The organism is Microbacterium sp. SS28, assembly GCF_022761035.1.
Classification (GTDB): domain Bacteria; phylum Actinomycetota; class Actinomycetes; order Actinomycetales; family Microbacteriaceae; genus Microbacterium.
This window is the reverse complement of the sequence record NZ_JAKWJP010000006.1, coordinates 12699-33978: the sequence shown is the minus strand read 5'-3', so window position 1 is coordinate 33978 and position 21280 is coordinate 12699. Positions and strand designations below refer to the sequence as shown.

At 70.9% G+C, this 21280-nt stretch carries 22 protein-coding genes; 17 read left to right on the top strand and 5 right to left on the bottom strand.

Annotated elements, in window-relative coordinates:
* Positions 1-86: 86 nt before the first annotated feature.
* On the bottom strand, positions 87-767 hold the full coding sequence (gene lexA / locus MJ607_RS16675) for a transcriptional repressor LexA (RefSeq protein ID WP_243076745.1): 681 nt from the start codon (positions 765-767) through the stop codon (positions 87-89).
* A 255-nt stretch (positions 768-1022) separates the two neighbouring features.
* On the opposite strand from lexA, the gene MJ607_RS16670 reads away from it, so the two are divergent.
* The 7 genes from MJ607_RS16670 (at position 1023) to MJ607_RS16640 (ending at position 6920) form a co-directional block, all read left to right on the top strand.
* Positions 1023-1397, top strand: a complete 375-nt coding sequence (locus MJ607_RS16670; RefSeq protein WP_243076744.1) for a LysM peptidoglycan-binding domain-containing protein — start codon at positions 1023-1025, stop codon at positions 1395-1397.
* Between the two features lie 14 nt (positions 1398-1411).
* Positions 1412-2506 carry a histidinol-phosphate transaminase gene (locus tag MJ607_RS16665; protein ID WP_243076743.1) on the top strand — a complete coding sequence of 365 codons (1095 nt, stop codon included), beginning with the start codon at positions 1412-1414 and terminating at the stop codon, positions 2504-2506.
* Positions 2503-3105: an imidazoleglycerol-phosphate dehydratase HisB gene (gene hisB / locus MJ607_RS16660; protein ID WP_243076742.1), complete on the top strand. Its 603-nt coding sequence runs from the start codon at positions 2503-2505 to the stop codon at positions 3103-3105. The genes MJ607_RS16665 and hisB overlap by 4 nt, the downstream gene beginning before the upstream one ends.
* Positions 3102-3752: an imidazole glycerol phosphate synthase subunit HisH gene (gene hisH / locus MJ607_RS16655; RefSeq protein ID WP_243076741.1), complete on the top strand. Its 651-nt coding sequence runs from the start codon at positions 3102-3104 to the stop codon at positions 3750-3752. The genes hisB and hisH overlap by 4 nt, the downstream gene beginning before the upstream one ends.
* A 55-nt stretch (positions 3753-3807) precedes the next feature.
* Complete coding sequence (priA, locus tag MJ607_RS16650; RefSeq protein ID WP_243076740.1) at positions 3808-4554, top strand: bifunctional 1-(5-phosphoribosyl)-5-((5-phosphoribosylamino)methylideneamino)imidazole-4-carboxamide isomerase/phosphoribosylanthranilate isomerase PriA; 747 nt, start codon at positions 3808-3810, stop codon at positions 4552-4554.
* Entirely contained in the window at positions 4538-5326 is a 789-nt protein-coding gene (locus MJ607_RS16645; RefSeq protein WP_243076739.1) for an SseB family protein, read from the top strand. Before priA ends, MJ607_RS16645 begins: the two co-directional genes overlap by 17 nt.
* 259 nt (positions 5327-5585) lie before the next feature.
* Complete coding sequence (locus MJ607_RS16640; RefSeq protein ID WP_374238077.1) at positions 5586-6920, top strand: aspartate aminotransferase family protein; 1335 nt, start codon at positions 5586-5588, stop codon at positions 6918-6920.
* 65 nt (positions 6921-6985) lie between these two features.
* Here the strand turns inward: MJ607_RS16640 and MJ607_RS16635 are convergent, their stop codons facing one another.
* A complete protein-coding gene (locus MJ607_RS16635; RefSeq protein ID WP_374238068.1) occupies positions 6986-7405 on the bottom strand; it encodes a DUF1844 domain-containing protein in 420 nt (139 codons plus the stop codon).
* A 257-nt stretch (positions 7406-7662) separates the two neighbouring features.
* Here MJ607_RS16635 and infC point away from each other — a divergent pair, with 257 nt between their 5' ends.
* From infC to pheT, 10 genes are all read left to right on the top strand, one after another.
* Positions 7663-8361: a translation initiation factor IF-3 gene (infC, locus tag MJ607_RS16630; RefSeq protein ID WP_243077053.1), complete on the top strand. Its 699-nt coding sequence runs from the start codon at positions 7663-7665 to the stop codon at positions 8359-8361.
* A 72-nt stretch (positions 8362-8433) separates the two neighbouring features.
* Positions 8434-8628 carry a 50S ribosomal protein L35 gene (gene rpmI, locus MJ607_RS16625; protein WP_243076737.1) on the top strand — a complete coding sequence of 65 codons (195 nt, stop codon included), beginning with the start codon at positions 8434-8436 and terminating at the stop codon, positions 8626-8628.
* Positions 8629-8658: 30 nt separating this feature from the next.
* Positions 8659-9042 carry a 50S ribosomal protein L20 gene (rplT, locus tag MJ607_RS16620; RefSeq protein WP_243076736.1) on the top strand — a complete coding sequence of 128 codons (384 nt, stop codon included), beginning with the start codon at positions 8659-8661 and terminating at the stop codon, positions 9040-9042.
* 144 nt (positions 9043-9186) lie between these two features.
* The gene (locus tag MJ607_RS16615) at positions 9187-9993 is read left to right on the top strand and encodes an RNA methyltransferase (RefSeq protein WP_243076735.1); all 807 of its coding nucleotides are present in this window, start codon (positions 9187-9189) and stop codon (positions 9991-9993) included.
* A gap of 80 nt (positions 9994-10073) precedes the next feature.
* Complete coding sequence (locus MJ607_RS16610) at positions 10074-10865, top strand: amino acid ABC transporter ATP-binding protein (RefSeq protein WP_243076734.1); 792 nt, start codon at positions 10074-10076, stop codon at positions 10863-10865.
* 109 nt (positions 10866-10974) lie between these two features.
* Positions 10975-11886, top strand: a complete 912-nt coding sequence (locus MJ607_RS16605) for a glutamate ABC transporter substrate-binding protein (RefSeq protein WP_243076733.1) — start codon at positions 10975-10977, stop codon at positions 11884-11886.
* Between the two features lie 65 nt (positions 11887-11951).
* Positions 11952-12599, top strand: coding sequence for an amino acid ABC transporter permease (locus MJ607_RS16600; RefSeq protein WP_243076732.1), 648 nt, complete (start codon positions 11952-11954; stop codon positions 12597-12599).
* Positions 12596-13519 carry an amino acid ABC transporter permease gene (locus MJ607_RS16595; RefSeq protein ID WP_243076731.1) on the top strand — a complete coding sequence of 308 codons (924 nt, stop codon included), beginning with the start codon at positions 12596-12598 and terminating at the stop codon, positions 13517-13519. The genes MJ607_RS16600 and MJ607_RS16595 overlap by 4 nt, the downstream gene beginning before the upstream one ends.
* 66 nt (positions 13520-13585) lie before the next feature.
* Complete coding sequence (pheS, locus tag MJ607_RS16590) at positions 13586-14626, top strand: phenylalanine--tRNA ligase subunit alpha (protein WP_243076730.1); 1041 nt, start codon at positions 13586-13588, stop codon at positions 14624-14626.
* Positions 14626-17157, top strand: coding sequence for a phenylalanine--tRNA ligase subunit beta (gene pheT / locus MJ607_RS16585; protein ID WP_243076729.1), 2532 nt, complete (start codon positions 14626-14628; stop codon positions 17155-17157). Before pheS ends, pheT begins: the two co-directional genes overlap by 1 nt.
* 13 nt (positions 17158-17170) lie before the next feature.
* On the opposite strand, the gene MJ607_RS16580 is transcribed toward pheT, so the two are convergent.
* The 3 genes from MJ607_RS16580 to MJ607_RS16570 are packed head-to-tail and all read right to left on the bottom strand — an operon-like array spanning position 17171 to position 21272.
* Positions 17171-18571, bottom strand: coding sequence for a hypothetical protein (locus MJ607_RS16580; RefSeq protein WP_243076728.1), 1401 nt, complete (start codon positions 18569-18571; stop codon positions 17171-17173).
* Positions 18571-19914, bottom strand: a complete 1344-nt coding sequence (locus MJ607_RS16575) for a CHAT domain-containing protein (RefSeq protein ID WP_243076727.1) — start codon at positions 19912-19914, stop codon at positions 18571-18573. Before MJ607_RS16575 ends, MJ607_RS16580 begins: the two co-directional genes overlap by 1 nt.
* Entirely contained in the window at positions 19911-21272 is a 1362-nt protein-coding gene (locus MJ607_RS16570; protein ID WP_243076726.1) for a hypothetical protein, read from the bottom strand. The genes MJ607_RS16575 and MJ607_RS16570 overlap by 4 nt, the downstream gene beginning before the upstream one ends.
* Positions 21273-21280: the final 8 nt, after the last annotated feature.

Here is a 21280-nt window from a genome sequence, read left to right as displayed (position 1 = left end):
CTGCGGCTATTGTGCCCGGCGGTCCGAGGCTTGGCCATGGAGGGCGTGCGCTCCTCGCCCGGCGCGGGCGAGGAGCGGTGAGCGGGTCAGACGGCGCGAAGGACCGCCACGACCTTGCCGAGCACCGTGGCGTCGTCGCCCAGGATCGGCTCGAACGCGGAGTTGCGCGGCAGCAGCCACGTGTGGCCGTCGCGCTGGCGGAAGGTCTTGACCGTCGCCTCGCCGTCGAGCATCGCCGCGACGATGTCGCCGTTGTCGGCCGTCGGCTGCGTGCGCACGACGACCCAGTCGCCGTCGCAGATGGCGGCGTCGATCATCGACTCGCCCGACACCTTGAGCATGAAGAGATCGCCCTTGCCGACGAGCTGACGGGGGAGCGGGAAGATCTCCTCGACCTGCTGGTCGGCCGTGATCGGCACACCGGCCGCGATCCTGCCGACGAGGGGGACGAGCGCCGCGTCACCGACGGAGGGCGCCGTGTCGGCGGGGTTCTCGGCCGCCGTGCCGGGGAGGTCGATGAGCACCTCCATGGCGCGCGTCTTGCCGGCATCGCGGCGCAGGTAGCCGCTGAGCTCGAGCTGGTTGAGCTGGTGCGTGACGCTCGAGAGCGACTTGAGGCCGACGGCGTCGCCGATCTCGCGCATGCTCGGCGGGTAGCCGTGGCGGGCGATCGAGCGCTGGATCACCTCGAGGATCGCGAGCTGCTTGTCGCTCAGGCTCTTGCGGCGGCGGGTCTGGGGCCTCTCGCGGCCCATCGCGTCGCTCATGTGCGCTCCTGTCTCGCGGTTCCGAAGAGCAGTCGTCTTCGAATGTCGGAGGTCCGTGATGTGGTGTCTCCATCGAAACGGTATCCGGTCGCAGGCGGGCTCCGCGGCATTCCAGCCGCGTGTCGCGTTCGACGGTCGGCCTCCCCGATCGGATCTTGACATCCCATTCTATCGAAGATAACTTCGGAATACAGATTCGGATCCGCCCCTCCCGGCCGAGGGGCGGATGCGAATCTCTCATCACCAGGAGGACGCATGAGCGCGATCGGCTTCACCCCCGACCTCACGAGCCACGTCATGACGAGGACTCGCCTGCGACTGACCAAGCGCGGCCGCCGTCTCCTCGCGGCCATCGCCGCCGTTCCGGCCGTCGTCGCGCTGAGCGTCGCCGTCATCGGGGGCTCCTCGGCGGCCCTCGCGTCCCTCGAGCACGGTGCCGCCCCCGCCACGTTCCAGACCGTGACGGTCGCGCCCGGCGACTCGCTCTGGTCGATCGCTCAGGAGGTCGCACCCGGCGCCGATCCGCGCGACGTCGTCGATGCGCTCATCCGGCTCAACGCGCTCGAGGGCGTCACGGTGTCGGCCGGCGAGCGGCTCTCGATCCCGGCGGAGTACGCGCCCGGTCGGTGAGACCGCGCCCTACCATGGGAGGGGTGACCGTTCGCCTCGACCAGCTCCCTCTTCGTGACGACCTCCGGGGTAAGACGCCGTACGGCGCGCCGCAGGCCTCTCTCCCCGTGACGCTGAACGTCAACGAGAACACGCACCCTGTTCCGCAGGAGGTCGCGGACGACATCCTCGACTCGATCGCCAAGGCGCTGCGAGACGTCAACCGCTATCCCGACCGCGAGTTCTCGACACTGCGCGAGGGCTTCGCCGACTACCTCGGGCACGGTCTGACGCCGGATCAGATCTGGGCGGCCAACGGCTCGAACGAGGTGCTCCAGCACCTCCTGCAGGCCTTCGCGGGTCCAGGTCGGACGGCGTTCGGGTTCGCGCCGACCTACTCGATGTACCCGCTCCTGAGCGCCGGCACCGGCGCGAACTGGATCGCCGGGTCGAGAGAGCACGACTACACGCTCGAGGCGGGCAGCGCCGCCGCGCAGATCGCGGACGCCCGCCCCGACGTCGTGTTCCTCTGCACGCCCAACAACCCGACCGGCACGCCGATGGGGCTCGACGTCATCGAAGCCGTGTACGAGGCGACCGATGGGATCGTGATCGTCGACGAGGCCTATCAGGAGTTCGCGCCGCGCGATGAGCGGTCCGCGGTGTCGCTGCTCCCGGGGCGCGAGCGGCTCGTCGTCTCGCGCACCATGAGCAAGGCCTTCGCCTTCGCGGGAGCCCGCGTCGGCTACCTCGCCGCCGACGCGGCGGTCATCGACGCGCTCCGTCTCGTCCGGCTGCCGTACCACCTGAGCTCGCTCACGCAGGCCGCGGCGTCTGCAGCCCTGCGGCACGCGCCGACGATGCTGCGGATGGTCGACGACATCGTGATGCAGCGCGACCGCATCTCGGCGACGCTCGACGCTCTCGACTACCAGCCGCACGACTCGTGGGCGAACTTCGTCCTGTTCGGCGGCGTCGACGATCCGGCCGCGACATGGCGCGCGCTCTACGACCGCGGGGTGCTCATCCGCGACGTCGGGATCCCGCACCACCTGCGGGTCTCGGCGGGCACCGAGGCCGAGACCACGGCGTTCCTGGATGCCCTCGCGTCGATAGAATCAGCGACATGACCGCACGCACCGCGTCGCTGCGCCGCGCGACGAGCGAGTCCACCGTCGAGCTCGAACTCGACCTGGACGGCACGGGCCGCAGCCACATCGACACCACCGTCCCGTTCTTCGACCACATGCTGACGGCATTCGCCAAGCACTCGCTGACAGACCTCACCGTCCGCTCGTCGGGCGACACCGACATCGACGCCCACCACACCGCCGAGGACGTCTCGATCGTGCTGGGGCAGGCGATCCGTCAGGCCCTCGGCGACAAGTCGGGCATCGCGCGCTACGGCGACGCGCTCGTCCCGCTCGACGAGGCGCTCGCGCAGGCTGTCGTCGACATCTCGGGCCGCCCGTACCTCGTCCACTCGGGCGAGCCCGCCGGATTCGAGCACCACCTCATCGGCGGCCACTTCACGGGCTCGCTCGTCCGCCACACGTTCGAGGCGATCACGTTCAACGCGGCCCTCACGGTGCACGTGCGCGTCCTCGGAGGGCGCGACCCGCACCACATCGCCGAGGCCGAGTACAAGGCGTTCGCGCGCGCCTTCCGGCAGGCGAAGGCGCTCGATCCCCTCGTCGAGGGGATTCCGAGCACGAAGGGCGCGCTGTGACGCGACCGCTCGTCGCGGTGCTCGACTACGGCTCGGGCAACGTGCACTCCGCCGTCAAGGCGCTCGATGCGGCGGGCGCCGATGCGCGCCTGACGTCCGACCGCGCCCTCGTCCTGGAGGCCGACGGGCTCGTCGTCCCGGGCGTCGGAGCCTTCCGCGCCGTCATGGACGCCCTGCGCGCAAGCCGTGCAGAAGAGCTCATCGACCGCCGCCTGGCGGGCGGTCGTCCCGTGCTGGGCATCTGCGTCGGCATGCAGGTGCTGTTCGAACGCGGCGTCGAGCGCGGCGTCGACACCGAGGGTCTCGGCGAATGGCCCGGCACCGTCACCGAGCTCGACGCGCCCGTCCTGCCGCACATGGGCTGGAACACGGTCGAGTCGGGGGAGGGCTCGCGTCTCTTCCGCGGACTCGAGCACGAGCGCTTCTACTTCGTCCATTCCTTCGGCGCCCAGCATTGGCAGCTGGACGTGCAGCCGCCGTTCCCCGAGCCCACGCTCACGTGGTGCTCGTACGGCGCCTCGCCGTTCCTCGCGGCGGTCGAGAACGGACCCCTCTCAGCCACGCAGTTCCACCCCGAGAAGTCGGGGCAGGCGGGCATCCGGCTCCTGTCCAATTGGATCGACGGGCTCCACGGGGCTAACCTCTGAACTCGTGCCCCCCGCGGGGAACCGTCCCGCGATCACGAACACGCACCGAGGATTCATGAACGACTTCGCCTCCCGGCCCGAACTGATCCTGCTCCCCGCCGTCGACGTCGCAGACGGCAGGGCCGTGCGTCTGACGCAGGGCGAAGCCGGCTCCGAGACCAGCTACGGCGACCCCGTCGACGCCGCCCTCGAGTGGGCGCGACAGGGTGCGCAGTGGATCCACCTCGTCGACCTCGACGCCGCCTTCGGGCGCGGCAGCAACGCCGGCGTCCTCCGCAAGGTCATCAAGCAGGTCCGCGGCGTCCAGGTCGAGCTCTCGGGCGGCATCCGTGACGACGCGTCGCTCGAAGCGGCGCTCGAGTCGGGCGCCGCGCGCATCAACCTCGGCACGGCGGCGCTCGAGAACCCCGAGTGGGCGGCCGACGTCATCGGACGCTACGGCGACGTCGTCGCGGTCGGACTCGACGTGCGCGGCACGACGCTCGCCGCGCGCGGCTGGACGCAGGAGGGCGGCGACCTCTGGACGGTCCTCGACCGCCTCGAGGCGGCCGGCTGCAGCCGCTACGTCGTGACCGACGTCACGAAGGACGGCACGCTGCGCGGGCCCAACGTCGAACTGCTCCGCCAGGTCGCCGAGCGCACACCCAAGCCCGTCGTCGCATCCGGCGGCATCTCGAGCCTCGACGACATCGCGGCTCTGCGCGATCTCGTGCCGCTCGGCGTCGAGGGCGCGATCGTCGGCAAGGCGCTGTACGCGGGCGCGTTCACGCTCGCCGAGGCTCTGGATGTCGCCGGCGACTGACCACCCGCACGCGCACGGCGACCGGTCCGCGGACTCGGCGGGCGTGCCGTGGGAGGGTCGCCGCTTCGAGCCGAACACGCACGCGGGCGATGACGGATCGGCCGATCCGGGTCTGCTCGCCGCGCTGCTGGACTTCCGCAGCGGCGCCGGGGATCAGGTCGCGATCGTCGAGGCGTACCGTTCGGCGCGGCTCCTGATCCCGCTCGTGGCAGAGAAGGGCGACGAGGGCGTCGGCGCGCACGGGCTCGCCGTCGACAAGACGCAGGAGCTGTCGATCGTGACGGTCGCCGCCCCCGACGGACGGCGCGTGCTGCCGGTCTTCACCTCTGTGCAGGCGCTGTCGCGGTGGGATGCCGCGGCCCGCCCGGTCCCCGCGGACGGCGTGCGCACCGCGCTCGCCGCGGCCGACGACGACACAGACCTCATCGTGATCGACCCCGGTTCCGAGACGGAGTTCGTCCTGCGCCGCCCCGCCGTGTGGGCGATCGCGCAGGGGACGCCGTGGGAGCCGAGCTATGCCTCGCCCGAGGTCTTCGCGGGGCTGCAGGCGAGCGTCGGCGGCGAGCTCGCTGTGCTCGACCTCGGCGTCGCCCCTGGGGATCCCTCGGGGCGCCTGCGCGGGCCCGAGCTCATCGTGCGTCTCGAGCTCATGCCGGGCCTCGACCGCGCCGAGCTCGACACGGTCCTCGCGCGGCTCGCCAAGCGCTGGGCGGCCGACGACCGCATCGCGGTGCTCGTCGACTCGCTGACGGTCAAGCTCGTCCGCGGCTGAACAGCCCGGCCGCGGCATCCGTCGGCGCCGTTCCCTGCGTGAGCCGATCGGGCCCTTGCGGCGACGATCCGACGAGCGGAGGATCGGCCTCGGCGATCGGCTCGGGAGGTGGGCGATGGACGACGGCGTCACGCGCGATGACGCGCGGCAGCACAACGCGACCCACGACTGGGCGCGACACGAGGCCGAGACGCCGCACGCCGCCGCCGCGGCGCACGGCGAGTACGGATCGCCGCTGCACAGGGCGCATCGCCACGCGATGGCCTGGCTCGGCACACTCGACGAGCGGCCCGTCCGTCCCGAGCTCGACGCGGGTGCGATGCTCGACCGCCTGGATCAGGACCTCCCGGAAGAGGGGCGCGACGCGACGGAGGTCGTCGATGAGCTCGCTGCGGCAGCGGAGCCGGGTCTCATGGCGATGGGCTCGCCGCGCTTCTTCGGTCTCGTCATCGGCGGGGCCTATCCGTCGGCGCTCGCGGCCGACTGGCTCGTCTCGGCGTGGGACCAGAACACGGGACCCCGCCAGCCGACGCCGGCGACCGCCGCCATCGAGGACACCGCCGGGCGCTGGCTCCTCGATCTCCTGCACCTCCCGCCCGAGAGCGGCGTCGGCTTCGCGACCGGCGCGACGAGCGCGAACCTCGCGTGCCTCCTCGCGGCGCGGGACGCCGTCATCCGCGAGCGCGGCGGCGACCCGACGCTCGGGCTGCACAGCGCGCCGCCCGTCCGGTTCTTCGCGGGTGACGCCGTGCATGCCTCGGTCGTTCTGGCGGGACGGATGTCGGGGCTCGGCTCTCCCGTCACCGTGGGCGCCGACGAGCAGGGGCGCATCGACGTCGCCGGGCTCGCCCGCGCGCTGCACGAGCACGGTGACGAGCCGGCGATCGTCGCGCTGCAGGCCGGCGACGTGCACTCCGGCGCGTTCGACGACTTCGCGGCGGCCGTCGAGGTCGCGCATCTCGCGGGCGCGTGGGTGCATGTCGACGGCGCGTTCGGACTCTGGGCGGCCGCGAGTGCGCGCTTCGAGGATCTCGTCGCAGGTCTCGCCGACGCGGACTCGTGGGCGACCGACGCGCACAAGACCCTCAACGTCCCCTACGACTGCGGGGTCGCCATCGTCCGGGACGAAGCGGCGATGAGGGCTGCCCTCGGCGCGCGCGCCGCGTATCTGCCGTCGATCGACGGGGTTGCCGACCCGTACGACCACGTGCCCGAGATGTCGCGCCGCGCGCGCGGCGTCCCGGTCTGGGCGGCGCTGCGGTTCCTGGGCCGTCGCGGTGTCGCGGAGCTCGTCGACGGACTCGTGGATGCCGCGACGGGTCTCGCCGACGGATTCCGCGCGATCCCCGGGATGAGCGTCGTCAACGACGTCGTCTTCACGCAGGTGTGCCTCGCGGCGCCCGACGACCCGACGACGGCGGCGCTGGGGGAGTGGCTCCGCGCCGAAGGCACCGTGTGGGCGTCCTCGTCGTCGTGGCGCGGACGCACTGTCGTGCGGTTCGCCGTCAGCAACCGCGGAACGGACGCCGAGGCCGTGCGGCGCACAGTCGACGCCGTCGCCCGCGGCGCCGCGGAGCTCGGCATCTCAGGCTGAGGCGAGCTGAGCCGGCAGACCTGACCGTTCGGGCCGCGCGTGACGCGGCATCCCGAACCGATCCGTCAGTTGACCGGGCCGGTCCACTTCTCGCCGGGCCCCTTGCCGATCGGGTCGGGGATGACGGACGCCTCGCGGAACGCGAGCTGCAATGACCTCAGGCCGTCGCGCAGCGACCGTGCGTGCATGTCGCTGATCTCGGGGGCGCCGGCCGTGATGAGGCCCGCGAGGGCGTTGATGAGCTTGCGGGCCTCGTCGAGGTCCTTCTGCGTCTCGGGGTCGTCCGCGAGCCCGACCTTGACGGCGGCTGCGCTCATGAGGTGCACCGCCGTGGTCGTGATCACCTCGACGGCGGGGACGTCCGCGATGTCGCGCGTCGCGCTCGCCGCGGCCTGCTCCTCCTGCTCCCACCGGGCCAGGCGCTCGGCGTCGGCCGCCCCGCCTGCCGTGTCGGAATCGCCCCGGTCGCCTCGAATCGTGTCCACGCCGCTCTCTCTGCTAGACTTTGGCGGGCTCCGGAGCGCTCTGCTCCGGAACGAAAGAGGATCACATCCCACCCGCGCTTGCCGATCAAGGCTACCGGGTCCACACGCTCCACCTCTTCCGCTTGCGGAGGGGGCAGCCCCCATTGCACAGCAACTGCGGGGATCGGGCGGATGAGAGCCGGCGCTCGCGTCGTGCCGGGTGGAATGAATCCTCTTTCGCCCGCGACGCTCCTCGTGTCGCGGTGGCCGCCACCCGCATGAAAGAGGAGTTCCGCATCAGCGATCCCCGTACCAATGACCGCATCCGCGTCCCCGAGGTCCGCCTCGTCGGGCCCGCGGGTGAGCAGGTCGGCGTCGTCCGCATCGAGGTGGCGCTGCGCCTCGCTCAGGAAGCGGACCTCGACCTCGTCGAGGTCGCTCCCAACTCCAAGCCGCCTGTGGTCAAGATCATGGACTACGGCAAGTTCAAGTACGAAGCCGCGCAGAAGGCCAAGGAAGCCCGCCGCAACCAGGCGAACACGGTCCTCAAAGAGGTCCGCTTCCGTCTGAAGATCGAGGCTCACGACTACATAACCAAGCTCAAGCGCGCCGAGGGCTTCCTGCAGTCGGGTGACAAGGTCAAGGCCATGATCCTGTTCCGAGGCCGCGAGCAGTCGCGTCCCGAGCAGGGCGTCCGCCTCCTGCGCAAGTTCGCAGAGGACGTCGCCGAGTTCGGAACCGTGGAGTCCAACCCCACGATCGACGGTCGCAACATGGTCATGGTCGTCGCTCCGCACAAGAACAAGTCCGAAGTGAAGACCGAGCAGAACGCTCAGCGCGCCGCCAACAAAGAGGCAGCGCGTTCCGCCCGCAGCGGCGGTGCCACGGTCGAACACGCCGAGGAAGACCTCGAGCAGGACCAGGCCGCACCGGCTCCCGCCGCACCGGCTCCGGCCGCACCGGCTCCGGCCGAGTAAGGCCCCCACAGACTCCCGCCCCGGCGGGACACCGACTCCCGCTTGGGCGGGACACACAACGAAGGAAGAAAGATGCCGAAGCAGAAGACCCACTCGGGTGCCAAGAAGCGCTTCAAGGTCACGGGAAGCGGCAAGCTCATGAAGCAGCAGGCCGGTATGCGCCACAACCTCGAGGGCAAGTCGTCGGTCCGCACGCGCCGCCTCAACCAGGAGCAGGTCCTGGCCCCGGGTGACGCGAAGGTCGCCAAGAAGCTCCTCGGCATCTGACCGCCGACGCAGGAATAGGAACCAAACGAAATGGCTAGAGTCAAGCGGGCCGTCAACGCCCACAAGAAGCGTCGCGTCATCCTCGAGCGCGCCTCCGGTTACCGGGGTCAGCGTTCGCGTCTGTACCGCAAGGCGAAGGAGCAGGTCACCCACTCGCTCGTCTACGCGTACCGCGACCGTCGCAAGCGCAAGGGCGACTTCCGCCGCCTGTGGATCCAGCGCATCAACGCTGCGAGCCGCCAGAACGGCATGACGTACAACCGCTTCATCCAGGGCCTCGGCCTCGCGGGTGTCCAGGTCGACCGTCGCATCCTCGCCGACCTCGCGGTCAACGAGCCGAAGACCTTCGCGTCGCTCATCGAGACGGCCAAGAAGGCTCTGCCCGAGAACGTCAACGCACCCAAGTCCGCGTAAGCGCGACCGGGTTCGGAAAGGGCGTCCTCCTTCGGGAGGGCGCCCTTTCGCGTGCCCGTAACCCCCGCGCGGGCCGACGCGCGCCCGCCGATCGGCGCGTGGGTCGATCCGGGGAACGGGATGCCGCGCCCCTATGCTGAATCCGTGCTCGAGAATCCGCGATCGCCGCGTGTCCGCGCCGTCGCGAAGCTCGTCAAGCGCAGCGCGCGGCAGGAGACGGGGCTCTTCCTCCTCGAAGGTCCGCAGGCGGCGCGCGAAGTGCTCGCCTACCGGCCCGACACCCTCGTCGAGATGTTCGCGACGCCGACCGCGCTGGAGCGGCATCCCGATCTGCGCTCCGCCGCGCGTGACGCGGGGATAGAAATCGAGTACACGACCGAGGCAGTGCTCGAGGCGATGGCCGACACCGTCACTCCGCAGGGGATCGTCGCCGTCGCACGCCAGACCCCGACATCCGTCCGCGATGTCTTCGCCGATGCACCGCGGCTCGTGGCGATCTGCGAAGAGGTGCGCGATCCGGGCAATCTCGGCACCATCATCCGCGCAGCCGACGCTGCGGGAGCCGACGCCGTCGTCCTGACGGGCCGCACGGTCGATCCCTACAACCCGAAGGTCGTGCGCGCCACGACGGGCTCGCTCTTCCACCTTCCCGTCGCCGTCGCCGCGGACCTTGCCACGACGGTCGAGCGGGCGCGTGCGGCGGGGCTGCGCGTCATCGCGGCCGACGTCGGGGGCGGGGACTTCCTCGCGAACCGCGACCTGCTCGCCGAGCCCACCGCATGGCTCTTCGGCAACGAGGCGCGCGGTCTCGAGGAAGAGGCGCTCGCCCACGCCGACCTGTCGCTGCGTCTGCCCATCTACGGCTCGGCGGAGTCGCTCAATCTTGCGACCGCCGCGAGCGTATGCCTCTACGAGAGCGCCTTCGCGCAGCGCGCCGGCCGCACCGCGTGACGCATTCCGGCTCTGTTACAGGTCGGTAAAGCTCGCCGCAAGGCCTGGCCGCGCAGGCCGGACGCTTCTAGGGTGCCGTTATGGCGACACTCGACGGCCCCGCCCCTCCGACGTCGAACATCAACGTGCGACGCGGTGATCCACTCGTGGTCATCACCGATCTCCAGAAGCACTACGGCGACTTCCAGGCGCTCAAAGACATCGATCTGACGGTCAACCGCGGTGAGGTGGTCGTCGTGATCGGGCCCTCCGGCTCGGGCAAGTCGACGCTGTGCCGCACGATCAACCGGCTCGAGACGATCACGAGCGGCGGCATCACGATCGACGGCAAGGAGCTGCCGAAGGAGGGCAGGGGGCTCGCCGAACTGCGCGCCGACGTCGGCATGGTCTTCCAGTCGTTCAACCTCTTCGCGCATCTCACGATCCTCGACAACGTCACGCTGGGCCCGATCAAGGTCCGCAAGATGAAGAAGTCGGATGCCGAGGCCCAGGCCCGCAAGCTGCTCGAGCGCGTCGGGGTGGCCCAGCAGGCCAACAAGCTGCCCGCGCAGCTCTCAGGCGGTCAGCAGCAGCGCGTCGCGATCGCGCGCGCCCTCGCGATGAACCCCAAGGTCATGCTCTTCGACGAGCCCACGAGCGCCCTCGATCCCGAGATGATCAACGAGGTCCTCGACGTCATGGTGAGCCTCGCCCAGGAGGGCATGACGATGATCGTCGTGACCCACGAGATGGGATTCGCCCGCAAAGCCGCCGATCGCGTCGTCTTCATGGCGGACGGCCAGATCGTCGAGGAGTCCAGCCCCGAGCAGTTCTTCACGAACCCGCAGTCCGCCCGCGCAAAGGACTTCCTCTCCAAGCTGCTGACCCACTGACCCTCGCCGTCACCACTGGAGAAAGGACCCCACACCACCGGATGCATCACGGACGGACCCGAACGTCATGCGTACCAGCACGGCACATGCGCAACCACGAGGAGTTCACATGAGACAGTCACGGATCATCGCAGGGCTCGGCCTCGCCGCCGCCGCCCTCCTTACGCTCACGGCGTGCAACAGCGGCACACCGGGCGGATCGCCCACGGGGGAGTCGACGGGAGACGGTGCAGAGGAAGGCACCTGGTTCACCGTCGCCGAAGACGTCCAGCTCGAGGGCAGCCCCACGTTCGACGCCATCACCGACCGCGGCTCCGTCAAGGTCGGCGTCAAGGAGGACCAGCCGGGCCTCGGCTACCTCGACCCGACGACGGGCGACCGCACGGGCTTCGACGTCGACATCGCACGGTGGATCGCGGCATCGCTCGGCTACGACGAGGACAAGATCGAGTTCACCGCGATCCCGTCGGCCAACCGCGAGCAGGCGATCCTGAACGGCGACATCGACTACTACGTCGGCACGTACTCGATCACCGACAAGCGCAAGGAGCAGATCTCCTTCGCAGGGCCGTACTTCATCACGGGCCAGGGCCTGCTCGTCGGCGCGGACAGCGACATCGCGAGCGTCGACGATCTCGAGGGCAAGAACGTCTGCTCGGCGACCGGGTCGACCTCGATCCAGCGGATCAAGGATGAGCACCCGGAGGCCTCGACGACGGAGTTCGACACGTACTCGCAGTGCGTCGAGCAGCTCAAGAACGGACAGGTCGACGCCGTCACGACCGACGAGGCGATCCTCATCGGCTACGCGGCGCAGGACCCCGACAACCTCAAGGTCGTCGGCGACGTCTTCAGCGAGGAGCGCTACGGCGTAGGCCTCACGAAGGGCGACACGGCGCTGCAGGAGTACATCAACACGATGTTCACCGACGGCGGCGACATCTGGCAGGCCATCTTCGACAAGAACCTCGGCCCGGCCGGGGTCGAGGGCGAGCAGCCCGAGGTCGACCCGGTCAGCTGAGTTCCGAGCGGCGCCCGCCTCGCGCGGGCGCCGCTCCCCGGTCCGGAGCGAGAGAGGACGTCACGGTGGGCCTGATCACCGACTATCCCGATGTGTGGGCCGCCGCGCTGTGGGGCACACTGATCCTGTTCTTCGCGGGCGGCGTGATCGCCCTCGTGCTGGGCCTCATCGTCGGCGCCATGCGCGTCTCGCCCATCCCCGTCGCGCGGGCGGTGGGCGGGGTCTACGTCAACTGGATCCGCAACACCCCGCTGACGCTCGTGATGTTCTTCTTCGCGTTCTGCGTGCCGCTCCTCCTGCCGGGGCGGGCGAACTTCCTCGTCCTGGCGATCTGGGCGCTCGGCATCTACACCGCCACGTACGTCGCCGAGACGCTCCGCTCCGGCATCAACACGGTGCCGGTCGGGCAGGCCGAAGCGGCCCGAGCAATCGGCCTCACCTTCGGCCAGGTGATGTCGCTCGTCGTGCTTCCGCAGGCGGCGCGGTCCGTCATCCCGCCCATGATGAGCGTCTTCATCGCGCTCCTGAAGAACACGACTGTCGCGGCCGGATTCTCGGTCGTGAACCTCGGCAACATCCGCGCCGAAATGAGCGAGAACGGGGAGAACCAGCTCGTGACGATCCTGTGGGTCATGGCCGCCTTCGTGCTCATGGTGTTCCTGCTCGCGTGGCTGCAGCGCGTGCTCGAGAACAAGTGGAGGATCGCGCGATGAGTTCCGTCCTCTACGACGTCCCCGGGCCCCGCGCCGTCGTCCGCAACCGCATCCTGGGCATCGTCACGATCCTCGTCGTGCTCGTGCTGGTGGGCTTCGTGGTCTACCGCTTCTGGGTCACGGGCCAGTTCAGCGCCGAGAAGTGGTACGCCTTCACGTTCGTGCGCATCTGGGAGCAGTTCGGCCTCGCGACGCTGCGCACGCTCGCGGCGTTCGCCGTCGCCGCCGTCGGCGCGATCGCTCTCGGCTTCGTGCTCGCGATCGGGCGGCTCTCGGATCACGCCTGGGTGCGCATGCCGATCACGGGCGTGACGGAGGTCTTCCGCGCCATCCCCGTTCTGATCTTCATGATCTTCCTGTACTACGGGCTCCCCGTCATCGGCATCAAGATGCCGTCGTACTGGGCGGTCGTGATCGCGCTCATCGCGTACAACGGATCGGTGCTCGCGGAGGTCATCCGGGCTGGCGTCGAATCCCTGCCGCGCGGGCAGCGCGAGGCGGGCTATGCCGTGGGGCTGCGCAAGGCCGGCGTCCTGCGGCTGATCCTCCTGCCGCAGGCGATCCGCGCCATGATGCCCGTCATCATCTCGCAGCTCGTCGTGTGCCTGAAGGACACGGCGCTCGGCTTCATCATCACCTACCCCGAGCTGCTCTACTTCGCGCGGCTCCTCGGCTCCAACGCCGTCCTGGGCTCGCCGCTCATCCCCGCGGCCCTCGTCGCGGGCACGATCTACGTCGCCCTGTGCCTCGCCCTGTCGTACACCGCGTACGTCGTCGAGCGGCGCCTGCGCCGCTCGCCCCGCACCGTCGCCGTCGCCGGCGTTCCCGCAGCGCTCGACGCCCCCACGACCGCGACCGAGACGCTCGCGGCGCAGCGCGCCTCCGACATCATCCGCGACCGCGACGCCGGCGGCTCCTGACCCACGGCGGGTGCCCCCTCGCGGCCAGACGGGGCTGCCCTCCGGCCGCCGGTAGACTCGGTCCTCGTGTCCGACGTACTTGAGATCACCCCTGAGGCGGTGGAAGACGCGGTCGCGGCGGCTCTCGCAGCGATCGCGGATGCCGCCACGACGGCCGACCTGAAGGCGGCGCGCAGCGCGCACACCGCCGAGGGGTCGCCGCTCGCGAAGCTCAACGCGCGTCTGCGCGATGTCGCCCCCGAGCGAAAGGCCGAGTTCGGCAAGCTCATCGGGCAGGCCCGCGGCCGTGTGAGCCAGGCGCTCGCCGCCCGTGAGGCCGACGTCGCGTCGGCCGAGACCGCGGCGCGCCTCGAGGCCGAGCGCGTCGACGTCACGGCGCTCGCCGAGCGTGCGCGGGTCGGGGCGCGGCATCCCATCTCGCTCCTGCAGGAGCAGATCGCCGACATCTTCGTCGGCATGGGCTGGGAGATCGCGGAGGGGCCCGAGCTCGAGCACGAGTGGTTCAACTTCGACGCGCTCAACTTCGACGAGGACCACCCCGCGCGGCAGATGCAGGACACGTTCTTCGTCGATCCCGTCGAGCGCCACCTCGTCATGCGCACGCACACGTCGCCCGTGCAGGTGCGGTCGATGCTCGAGCGCGACCTGCCGCTCTACGTCCTGTGCCCGGGTCGGGTGTACCGCACTGACGAGTTCGACGCGACGCACCTCCCGGTCTTCACGCAGTTCGAGGGCATCGTCGTCGACAAGGGCATCACGATGGCGCACCTCAAGGGCACCCTCGACCACGCCGCGCGCGTGCTGTTCGGTCCCGAGGCCAAGACGCGCTTCCGCGCCAACTACTTCCCCTTCACAGAGCCGTCCGCCGAGCTCGACCTGTGGCACCCGACCTTCAAGGGCGGAGCCCGCTGGATCGAGTGGGGCGGTTGCGGAATGATCAACGCCAACGTGCTGCGCGCGGCCGGGATCGACCCCGAGGAGTACTCGGGCTTCGCGTTCGGGATGGGCATCGAGCGCACGCTCATGTTCCGCTCCGACGTGCAGGACATGCGCGACATGGCCGAGGGCGACGTCCGCTTCAGCGAGCAGTTCGGAATGGTGGTCTGATGCGCGTCCCGCTTTCGTGGCTCCGTGAGTTCGTCGACGTGCCGGCGGATGCTTCGCCCGAGGACGTCCTCGCGGCGCTCGTCTCGGTCGGGTTCGAAGAGGAGGACGTCCACCGCTTCGACCTCACGGGTCCGATCGTCGTGGGTGAGGTCCTCGAGTTCGTCGAGGAGCCGCAGTCCAACGGCAAGACGATCCGCTGGTGCCAGGTGCGCGTCGCGCCCGGCGACGAGGTCGCCGCCGATGGCGGCCCCGCGGTCCATGGCGTCGTGTGCGGCGCCGGCAACTTCTTCGCGGGCGACAAGGTCGTCGTGACCCTGCCCGGCGCCGTGCTCCCCGGGCCGTTCCCGATCGCGGCGCGCAAGACGTACGGACACGTGTCGGACGGCATGATCGCCTCGGCCCGCGAGCTGGGCCTCGGCGATGAGCACTCGGGCATCCTGCGTCTGGTCGAGCTCGGCCTCGACGCGCCCGTCGGCACCGACGCGATCGCTCTCCTCGGCCTCGACGACGTCGCGGTCGACATCAACGTCACGCCCGACCGCGGCTACGCGCTGTCGATCCGCGGGGTGGCGCGCGAGTACTCCCACTCCACCGGCGCCGAGTTCCGCGATCCGGGTGCGAAGGTCTGGGGCGAGGTCAACCTCCACGACGAGAGCGCGTTCGCCGTCACCGTCGACGATCAGGCACCTCTCCGCGGCCGCGTCGGCGCCTCGGAGTTCGTCGCGCGCATCGTGCGCGACGTCGACCCCACCAAGCCGACGCCCGCCTGGATGATCGCGCGCCTCACGCTCGCCGGCATCCGCTCGCTCGGCATCCTCATCGACATCACCAACTACGTGATGATCGAGCTCGGCCAGCCCATCCACGGCTACGACCTCGACAAGCTCACCGGCGGGATCACCGTGCGCCGCGCGACGGCGGGCGAGAAGCTCGAGACCCTCGACGGCAAGGTGCGCGATCTCAGCGCCGAAGACCTGCTCATCACCGATGAGTCCGGCCCCATCGGCCTGGCCGGCGTGATGGGCGGTGGCACCACCGAGATGACGGATGCCACGCGCAACGTGCTCATCGAGGCGGCCACCTTCGACACCGTGTCGATCGCGCGCACAGCCCGGCGCCACAAGCTGCCGTCCGAGGCATCCCGTCGCTTCGAGCGGGGTGTCGACCCGGCGATCCCGTTCATCGCCGCCGCCCGTGTCGCCGAGCTGATGGTGACGTATGCCGGCGGAACCGACACGCGTGCCGGCGGTGCGCTGATGAACGCGTTCTCGACCGCGGGCATCGAGCTTCCGCGGGCCTTCGTGCCCGCGCTCATCGGCGTGGCGTACACCGACGCCGAGATCGTCGCAGCGCTCGAGATGATCGGCTGCGAGGTGAGCGAGAACCCCCGCGGCTGGATCGCGATCCCGCCGACCTGGCGTCCCGACCTCACCGACAAGTGGACGCTCGCCGAGGAGGTGGCCCGCATCGAGGGCTACGACCGCATCCCCTCGGTGCTGCCGACTCCGCCGTCGGGGCGCGGTCTGACGCTCGCGCAGCAGGGCCGCCGTCGCGTCGCCAACGCGCTCGCCGCCGCCGGCTTCGTCGAGACCCCGTCGTTCGGCTTCACGACCGAGGACCAGAACGACCTGCACGGCTCGCCCTCGGGTGAGCGCCTGCCGAGCATCAAGCTCGCGAACCCGCTCGACGGCCAGTCGCCGTTCCTGCGTCGCTCGCTCGTCCCGGGGCTCCTGCAGGTCGCGCACCGCAACCTGTCGCGCGGACTGACGGATCTGTCGCTCTTCGAGAGCGGCAGCGTCTTCCTGCCCGAGCCGGGGGTGCAGTACGGCACGTCGTTCGTCCCGCCGCTCGCCGTGCGTCCGGATGCCGCGACCCTCGCGCAGCTCGATGCGTCGATCCCGCCGCAGCATCGCCACGTCGCGATCCTCGTCACGGGCAACGTCGTGGCGAAGCAGCCGGGCCAGCAGCCCGTCGCGGCCGACCTCGCAGACGCCCTGGACGCCGTGCGCGTCATCGCCTCGGCCGCGGGCGTCGCGATCGACGTCGCGCAGGCCGAGCGCGCCGCGCTCCACCCGGGACGCACGGGCGTGCTCTCGGTCGGCGGCACCGAGGTGGGCTACGTCGGCGAAGTGCTGCCCGCCGTGGCCGAGGCATCCGATCTTCCCGGTCGTGTTCTCGTCGCGGAGCTCGATCTCGACCTCATCCTGTCGCTCGCCGGCGAGAAGGTCGTGGCGGCCTCGCTGTCGACCTTCCCCGCGGCGACGCAGGACGTGTCGCTCGTGCTGGATGCCGCGATCCCCGCGGCCGCCGTGCGCGCGGCGCTCGTCGAGGGCTCGGGCGCACTGCTCGAATCCGCGCGACTCGTCGACGACTACCGCGGGCAGGGTCTGCCCGAGGGGTCCAAGAGCCTGACGTTCGCGCTGCGCTTCCGTGCGGGCGACCGCACGCTCACGGCCGCGGAGGCGACCGAGGCGAAGCTCGCGGGCGTCGAGGTCGCGTCGCGGTCGTTCGGCGCGACGCTGCGCGAGTAGCCGCGCAGGACGGTCAGGGGAGTGCCGGCAGCCGCACCGTCGGGTCGCCGAGGATGACGAGGCTCTCGCGGTCGCGCGCCGTCAGGGCGTAGTAGACGGCGCGGTCCTCCGCGCCCTCCTCGAGCGCGTCGACGGCGATCTTGGCGTCCGAGAACGAGCCGTACAGCCGCCCGACGCCGCTGAAGTACTCGGCGAGGGCGAAGCCGATCGTCTCGGCGCGGATCAGGTTGGGGTAGACGGCGTCGACGAGGTCGAGCACGACGTTCTCGCCCGTGTCGGGCTCGGCGAGCGTCCAGTCGAAGGTCGGCTCGATCTTGCCGATGAACGCCGCGACGGGGTGCTCGGCCGAGAGCAGACGCTGGGGGAGTGGCGCGATCGTCGGGCCGAGCGAGGCGACCCCCGCGACGATCTCGGCGGCGGAGGAGCCGGCCGGCAGGAGCCCCGAGAACCGGCTGCCCTCGTCGCAGCCGGCCGAGCAGCACGCGTACGCGAGCCAGACGGATCCCGAGATCTGCGCGGCGGACGCGGCGAGCATGTCGAGATCGGCGCCGTCCGCGCCGACGGGAACCCCGAGGGCCGCGCGCATGGCGGCTGCGTCGTGCAGCGGTCCCGTCCGGCCGTGGCTCACCGTCACGATCGTCCCGGGATGCGACGTCGTGAGCGTCTGGACGAGCTGGGCGCCCGTGGCGTGCGCTCCCGTGACGCGGGTCACCCTCATGTCGGCGTCCTCGCCCAGCGCGATCGAGAGCGGCTCGGCGATCGCGGTCTGCATCGCGAGCGACATGGGGTCGTCGGATGTGTTCCACACGACGGAGGCCGCCGTATCGGGCGCGGTGCCCTTCCACTCCGCGATCAGATGCTCGACGTAGCGCTCGAGCGCGGCGTCGTCGAGGGCGAGGCGGCCGGCGAAGTGGCGACGATTGGCGGCGAACTGCACCGCCCACGGAATCTCGTCGGGCCCGCCGACGATGAGCAGGTAGCGGGGCAGCTGCCCGTCCTCCACGCCGAACGGACCGTTGCCGATCGTGAGCACCTGCTTCGTGCCGTCCGCGTAGTAGCGCGTGAGCTTGTCGTGACGCGGGGGCGTGCCCGCGGCGGTCTTCTCCCGCACGTAGCGCAGGACGGGTGCGTCGGGACGGGCTTCCAGCAGCTTCCGGATGCCGGGCTGAGCGTCGTCCGCGCGGGCGAGCTCTCGCCCGCGGAGACCCTTGCGCCACGGCAGGACGACGCCCCACCCGACATCCCGTCGCTCCCAGTCGTTGAGGCTGGCGCGCTCCTCGGGCTTGAGCACCGCCTGGCCCTCGAGCAGACCCTGCCGCTTCGCCCACTCGAAGGCACCGTCGCCGAAGTCGCTCGACCCGAGGTTGCCCTGATCGTCGACGGCGTTGATGCGGATCGTCGCCGGGACCTTCATCAGGCCACCGGCCCGTCCTGCGCGAGACGCTCGCGCAGCTGCGCGATGGCCTCCGGCGGAGCTCCCCTCTGCACGAGGATCGCGATGAGCTGCTCGATCGTGTCCTGAGACCCGAGACGGTCCTGCTGCACGGTCTCGGCGATGACCCCGTGCGCGCCGCCCGGCACCTCGAGCAGGAACGTGCCGGGCACGGCGTACAGCACGGGAAGCGACCAGACGCCGTTGGCGCCCGCATCGGCGCCGTTGCGGTCGCGCAGATCTCGTCGCGCGCGGGTGAGGGTGTCGGCCCACTGGAGGGGCCGCCGCTCCGTCGCCTGCGCGGCGGGGACGGCGACGGCCGCGAGTGCGTCCAGGGCCACGGGGAACCAGGACTGCGTGAACCGGTCGGCGTCGGCGCTCGTGATCTCGGTGCGCATCGCGATCGAGGCGGGCACGCCGTGCGTGACGATCGTCTCGGCGTGGGTGAGCTGCGCCGTGGTCGCGGCATCCGCTCCACCGCAGATCGTGAGCACGACGCACCACGTGCCGACCTGCGCGGCCATCCGGCCCACTTCGTCCGCGTCGAGGATGCCCGAGTCGGTGTCGACGTCGCTCACGGTCGCGACGAGGATGCGCTGCGCGCTGTTGCGGTCGACGTCTCCGTGCGCGAAGAAGTGCAGCACGTGCGGCTCGGTCCGGCGGATGAGCTCGAGCAGCGGGACGGGGGCGTTGGGGCCGGGCACGGGATGCACGACCAGGAGCGGATCGGCCGCGGCCTTCTCCTTGGCCGCCTGGAGGACGTCCTTGTCGCCCGAGATGATCGTCAGCTGCACGGGGACACGGTCGCGCACGGCCGAGACGGAGTCGTGGACGGCCGTCCACTGCTTGAGCGCCGAGACCCCCGTCGCCGACATGACGCACGTGACGCGGAGCGGCAGGGCGAGGGGGCGGACGGGATCCCGCACGTCGGTGCGCAGATTCCGCGGGATGCGCGCGATGGGCGAGAGCTCGTTGAGGGCGAGGAACCCCTCCACGAACAGCGTCTCCCACGCGAGGGTGTGGGCGTCCTTGTCGAGGACGAGGAGGTGGATCGGCACACTCGGCGGACCGCCCTTCAGGCGGACCTGGTCGATGACGCTGCGGATGGCGTCGTCCCGCCGCATCCATTCGGCGAGCCGCTTTCCCTCCTTCTCGACCGGCGCGACGCCCCCCGACGACCGCTTGGCCGCGATGACGCGCAATCGGCCCGTCTTGCGCGCGATCCCCGGGAAGGGCGACTCATCGACACTGCACAGGATGCCGCCGAGCCGCGCGAGACCTCGCTCCGCTTGGGCCGGCTCGAGCCGGATGATGACGCCGCTCATTGATCGACGCCCCTCGAGTACCGCTTGAGGATCTCCTCGGCGTCGGCCAGGCCGCGCTTGATCCCGGCGAAGCGCGCCTTCTCGACGTCGGTGACGTCGCGCGCAGAGGAGGCGCTCTCGAACCGGGCGAGGTCGGTGTTCTTCTGATCGAAGAACTGCTGGGCCGCGGCCACCCACTGGGGCATCTCGGCGGGCGGCTCGGCGGGATCGGCGGGGGAGGCCGGGGATTCCGGCGAGGCGGGCGTCGCGCCGTAGAGGTCGGAGGACTCGGGCGGCGCCGACATCGCCCCCTGAGCGGGCAGCCACGTGTTGTCGGTGACGCGCCGCGTCGAGTAGTAGTCGGTCTCGAGCATGGCCGGCTGCAGGTAGATCGACACACCGCGCGAGGCGACGAGTCGATCGGTGGCGGGTGCCGCGAGGACGGAATAGGCGCCCGCGAGTCCGCTGCCGTCGCGATCGCCGCGCTGATCGTGCAGGACGACGGGGCCGGCGCGCGTGCTGCCGAGCTCGTCCACGAGCAGTCGCAGGCCGAAGTCCGACCAGTGACCGGGCGGCCGGGAGAAGCCCGCGATGCCGGCGCCCATGCTCGTGAGGAACGACGACACGTCGCTCGTCGTGAGTGCCGACGGCCCGGGGAGCTTCTCGGGCACGAGGACGCCCTGGCTCCCGATGCTCACGGCCCGCATGACGAAGTGGACGGCGTCGAGGGGGCGTCCTGCGAGGGCCTGCGCCGTGCGGTCGAGCACCGATCCGGCGGTCCGGCTCGTCGGGAGCAGGACGATCTCGTGGTCGATGGCGCTGCCCTCGAGCTCCGCGGCGACGGCGCCCCGCTGTTCGGTCGTGCTCACGATCGAGACACGAAGGCTGGGGCCGACGCCCTTCGCGAGGATGTCGGCGATCCGCGCGATGCCGGCCGGCCCGACGCGGGGGGCGGCCGCGAGGATCGCGACGTTGAACCGCTCGTGCGGAGGACGCGGGACGGGAAGGACGTCGGGCAGGCGCGCGATGGGCCTCCCGAGCGGTTCTGTGAGGTCCCGCTCCCACGGCACGGCGCCGAGGGTGCCGTACGGCTTCCCGAGGTGCAGCCACGCCTCCCACTCGGGCGACGCCTGCGGCCACGTGCCCTCGCGGTCGAGGGCCGCGAGCATGTCGATGATCTCGCGCGGCACGGCGAGGTCGGGGCTGCCGTGGGCGCGATAGCCGAAGCGGGCGAGCGGCACCTCGACCGATCCGACCTCGGACCGCTGGCCGTTCCGGTTGAGCAGCGCCGTGACCGAGACGAGTGCACCGGACTTCCGCTGGGTCGTGACGACTCGGATGACGGGAAGGCTGAACTCCCGCTGCAGATAGTCGGCCACGGCCGGTC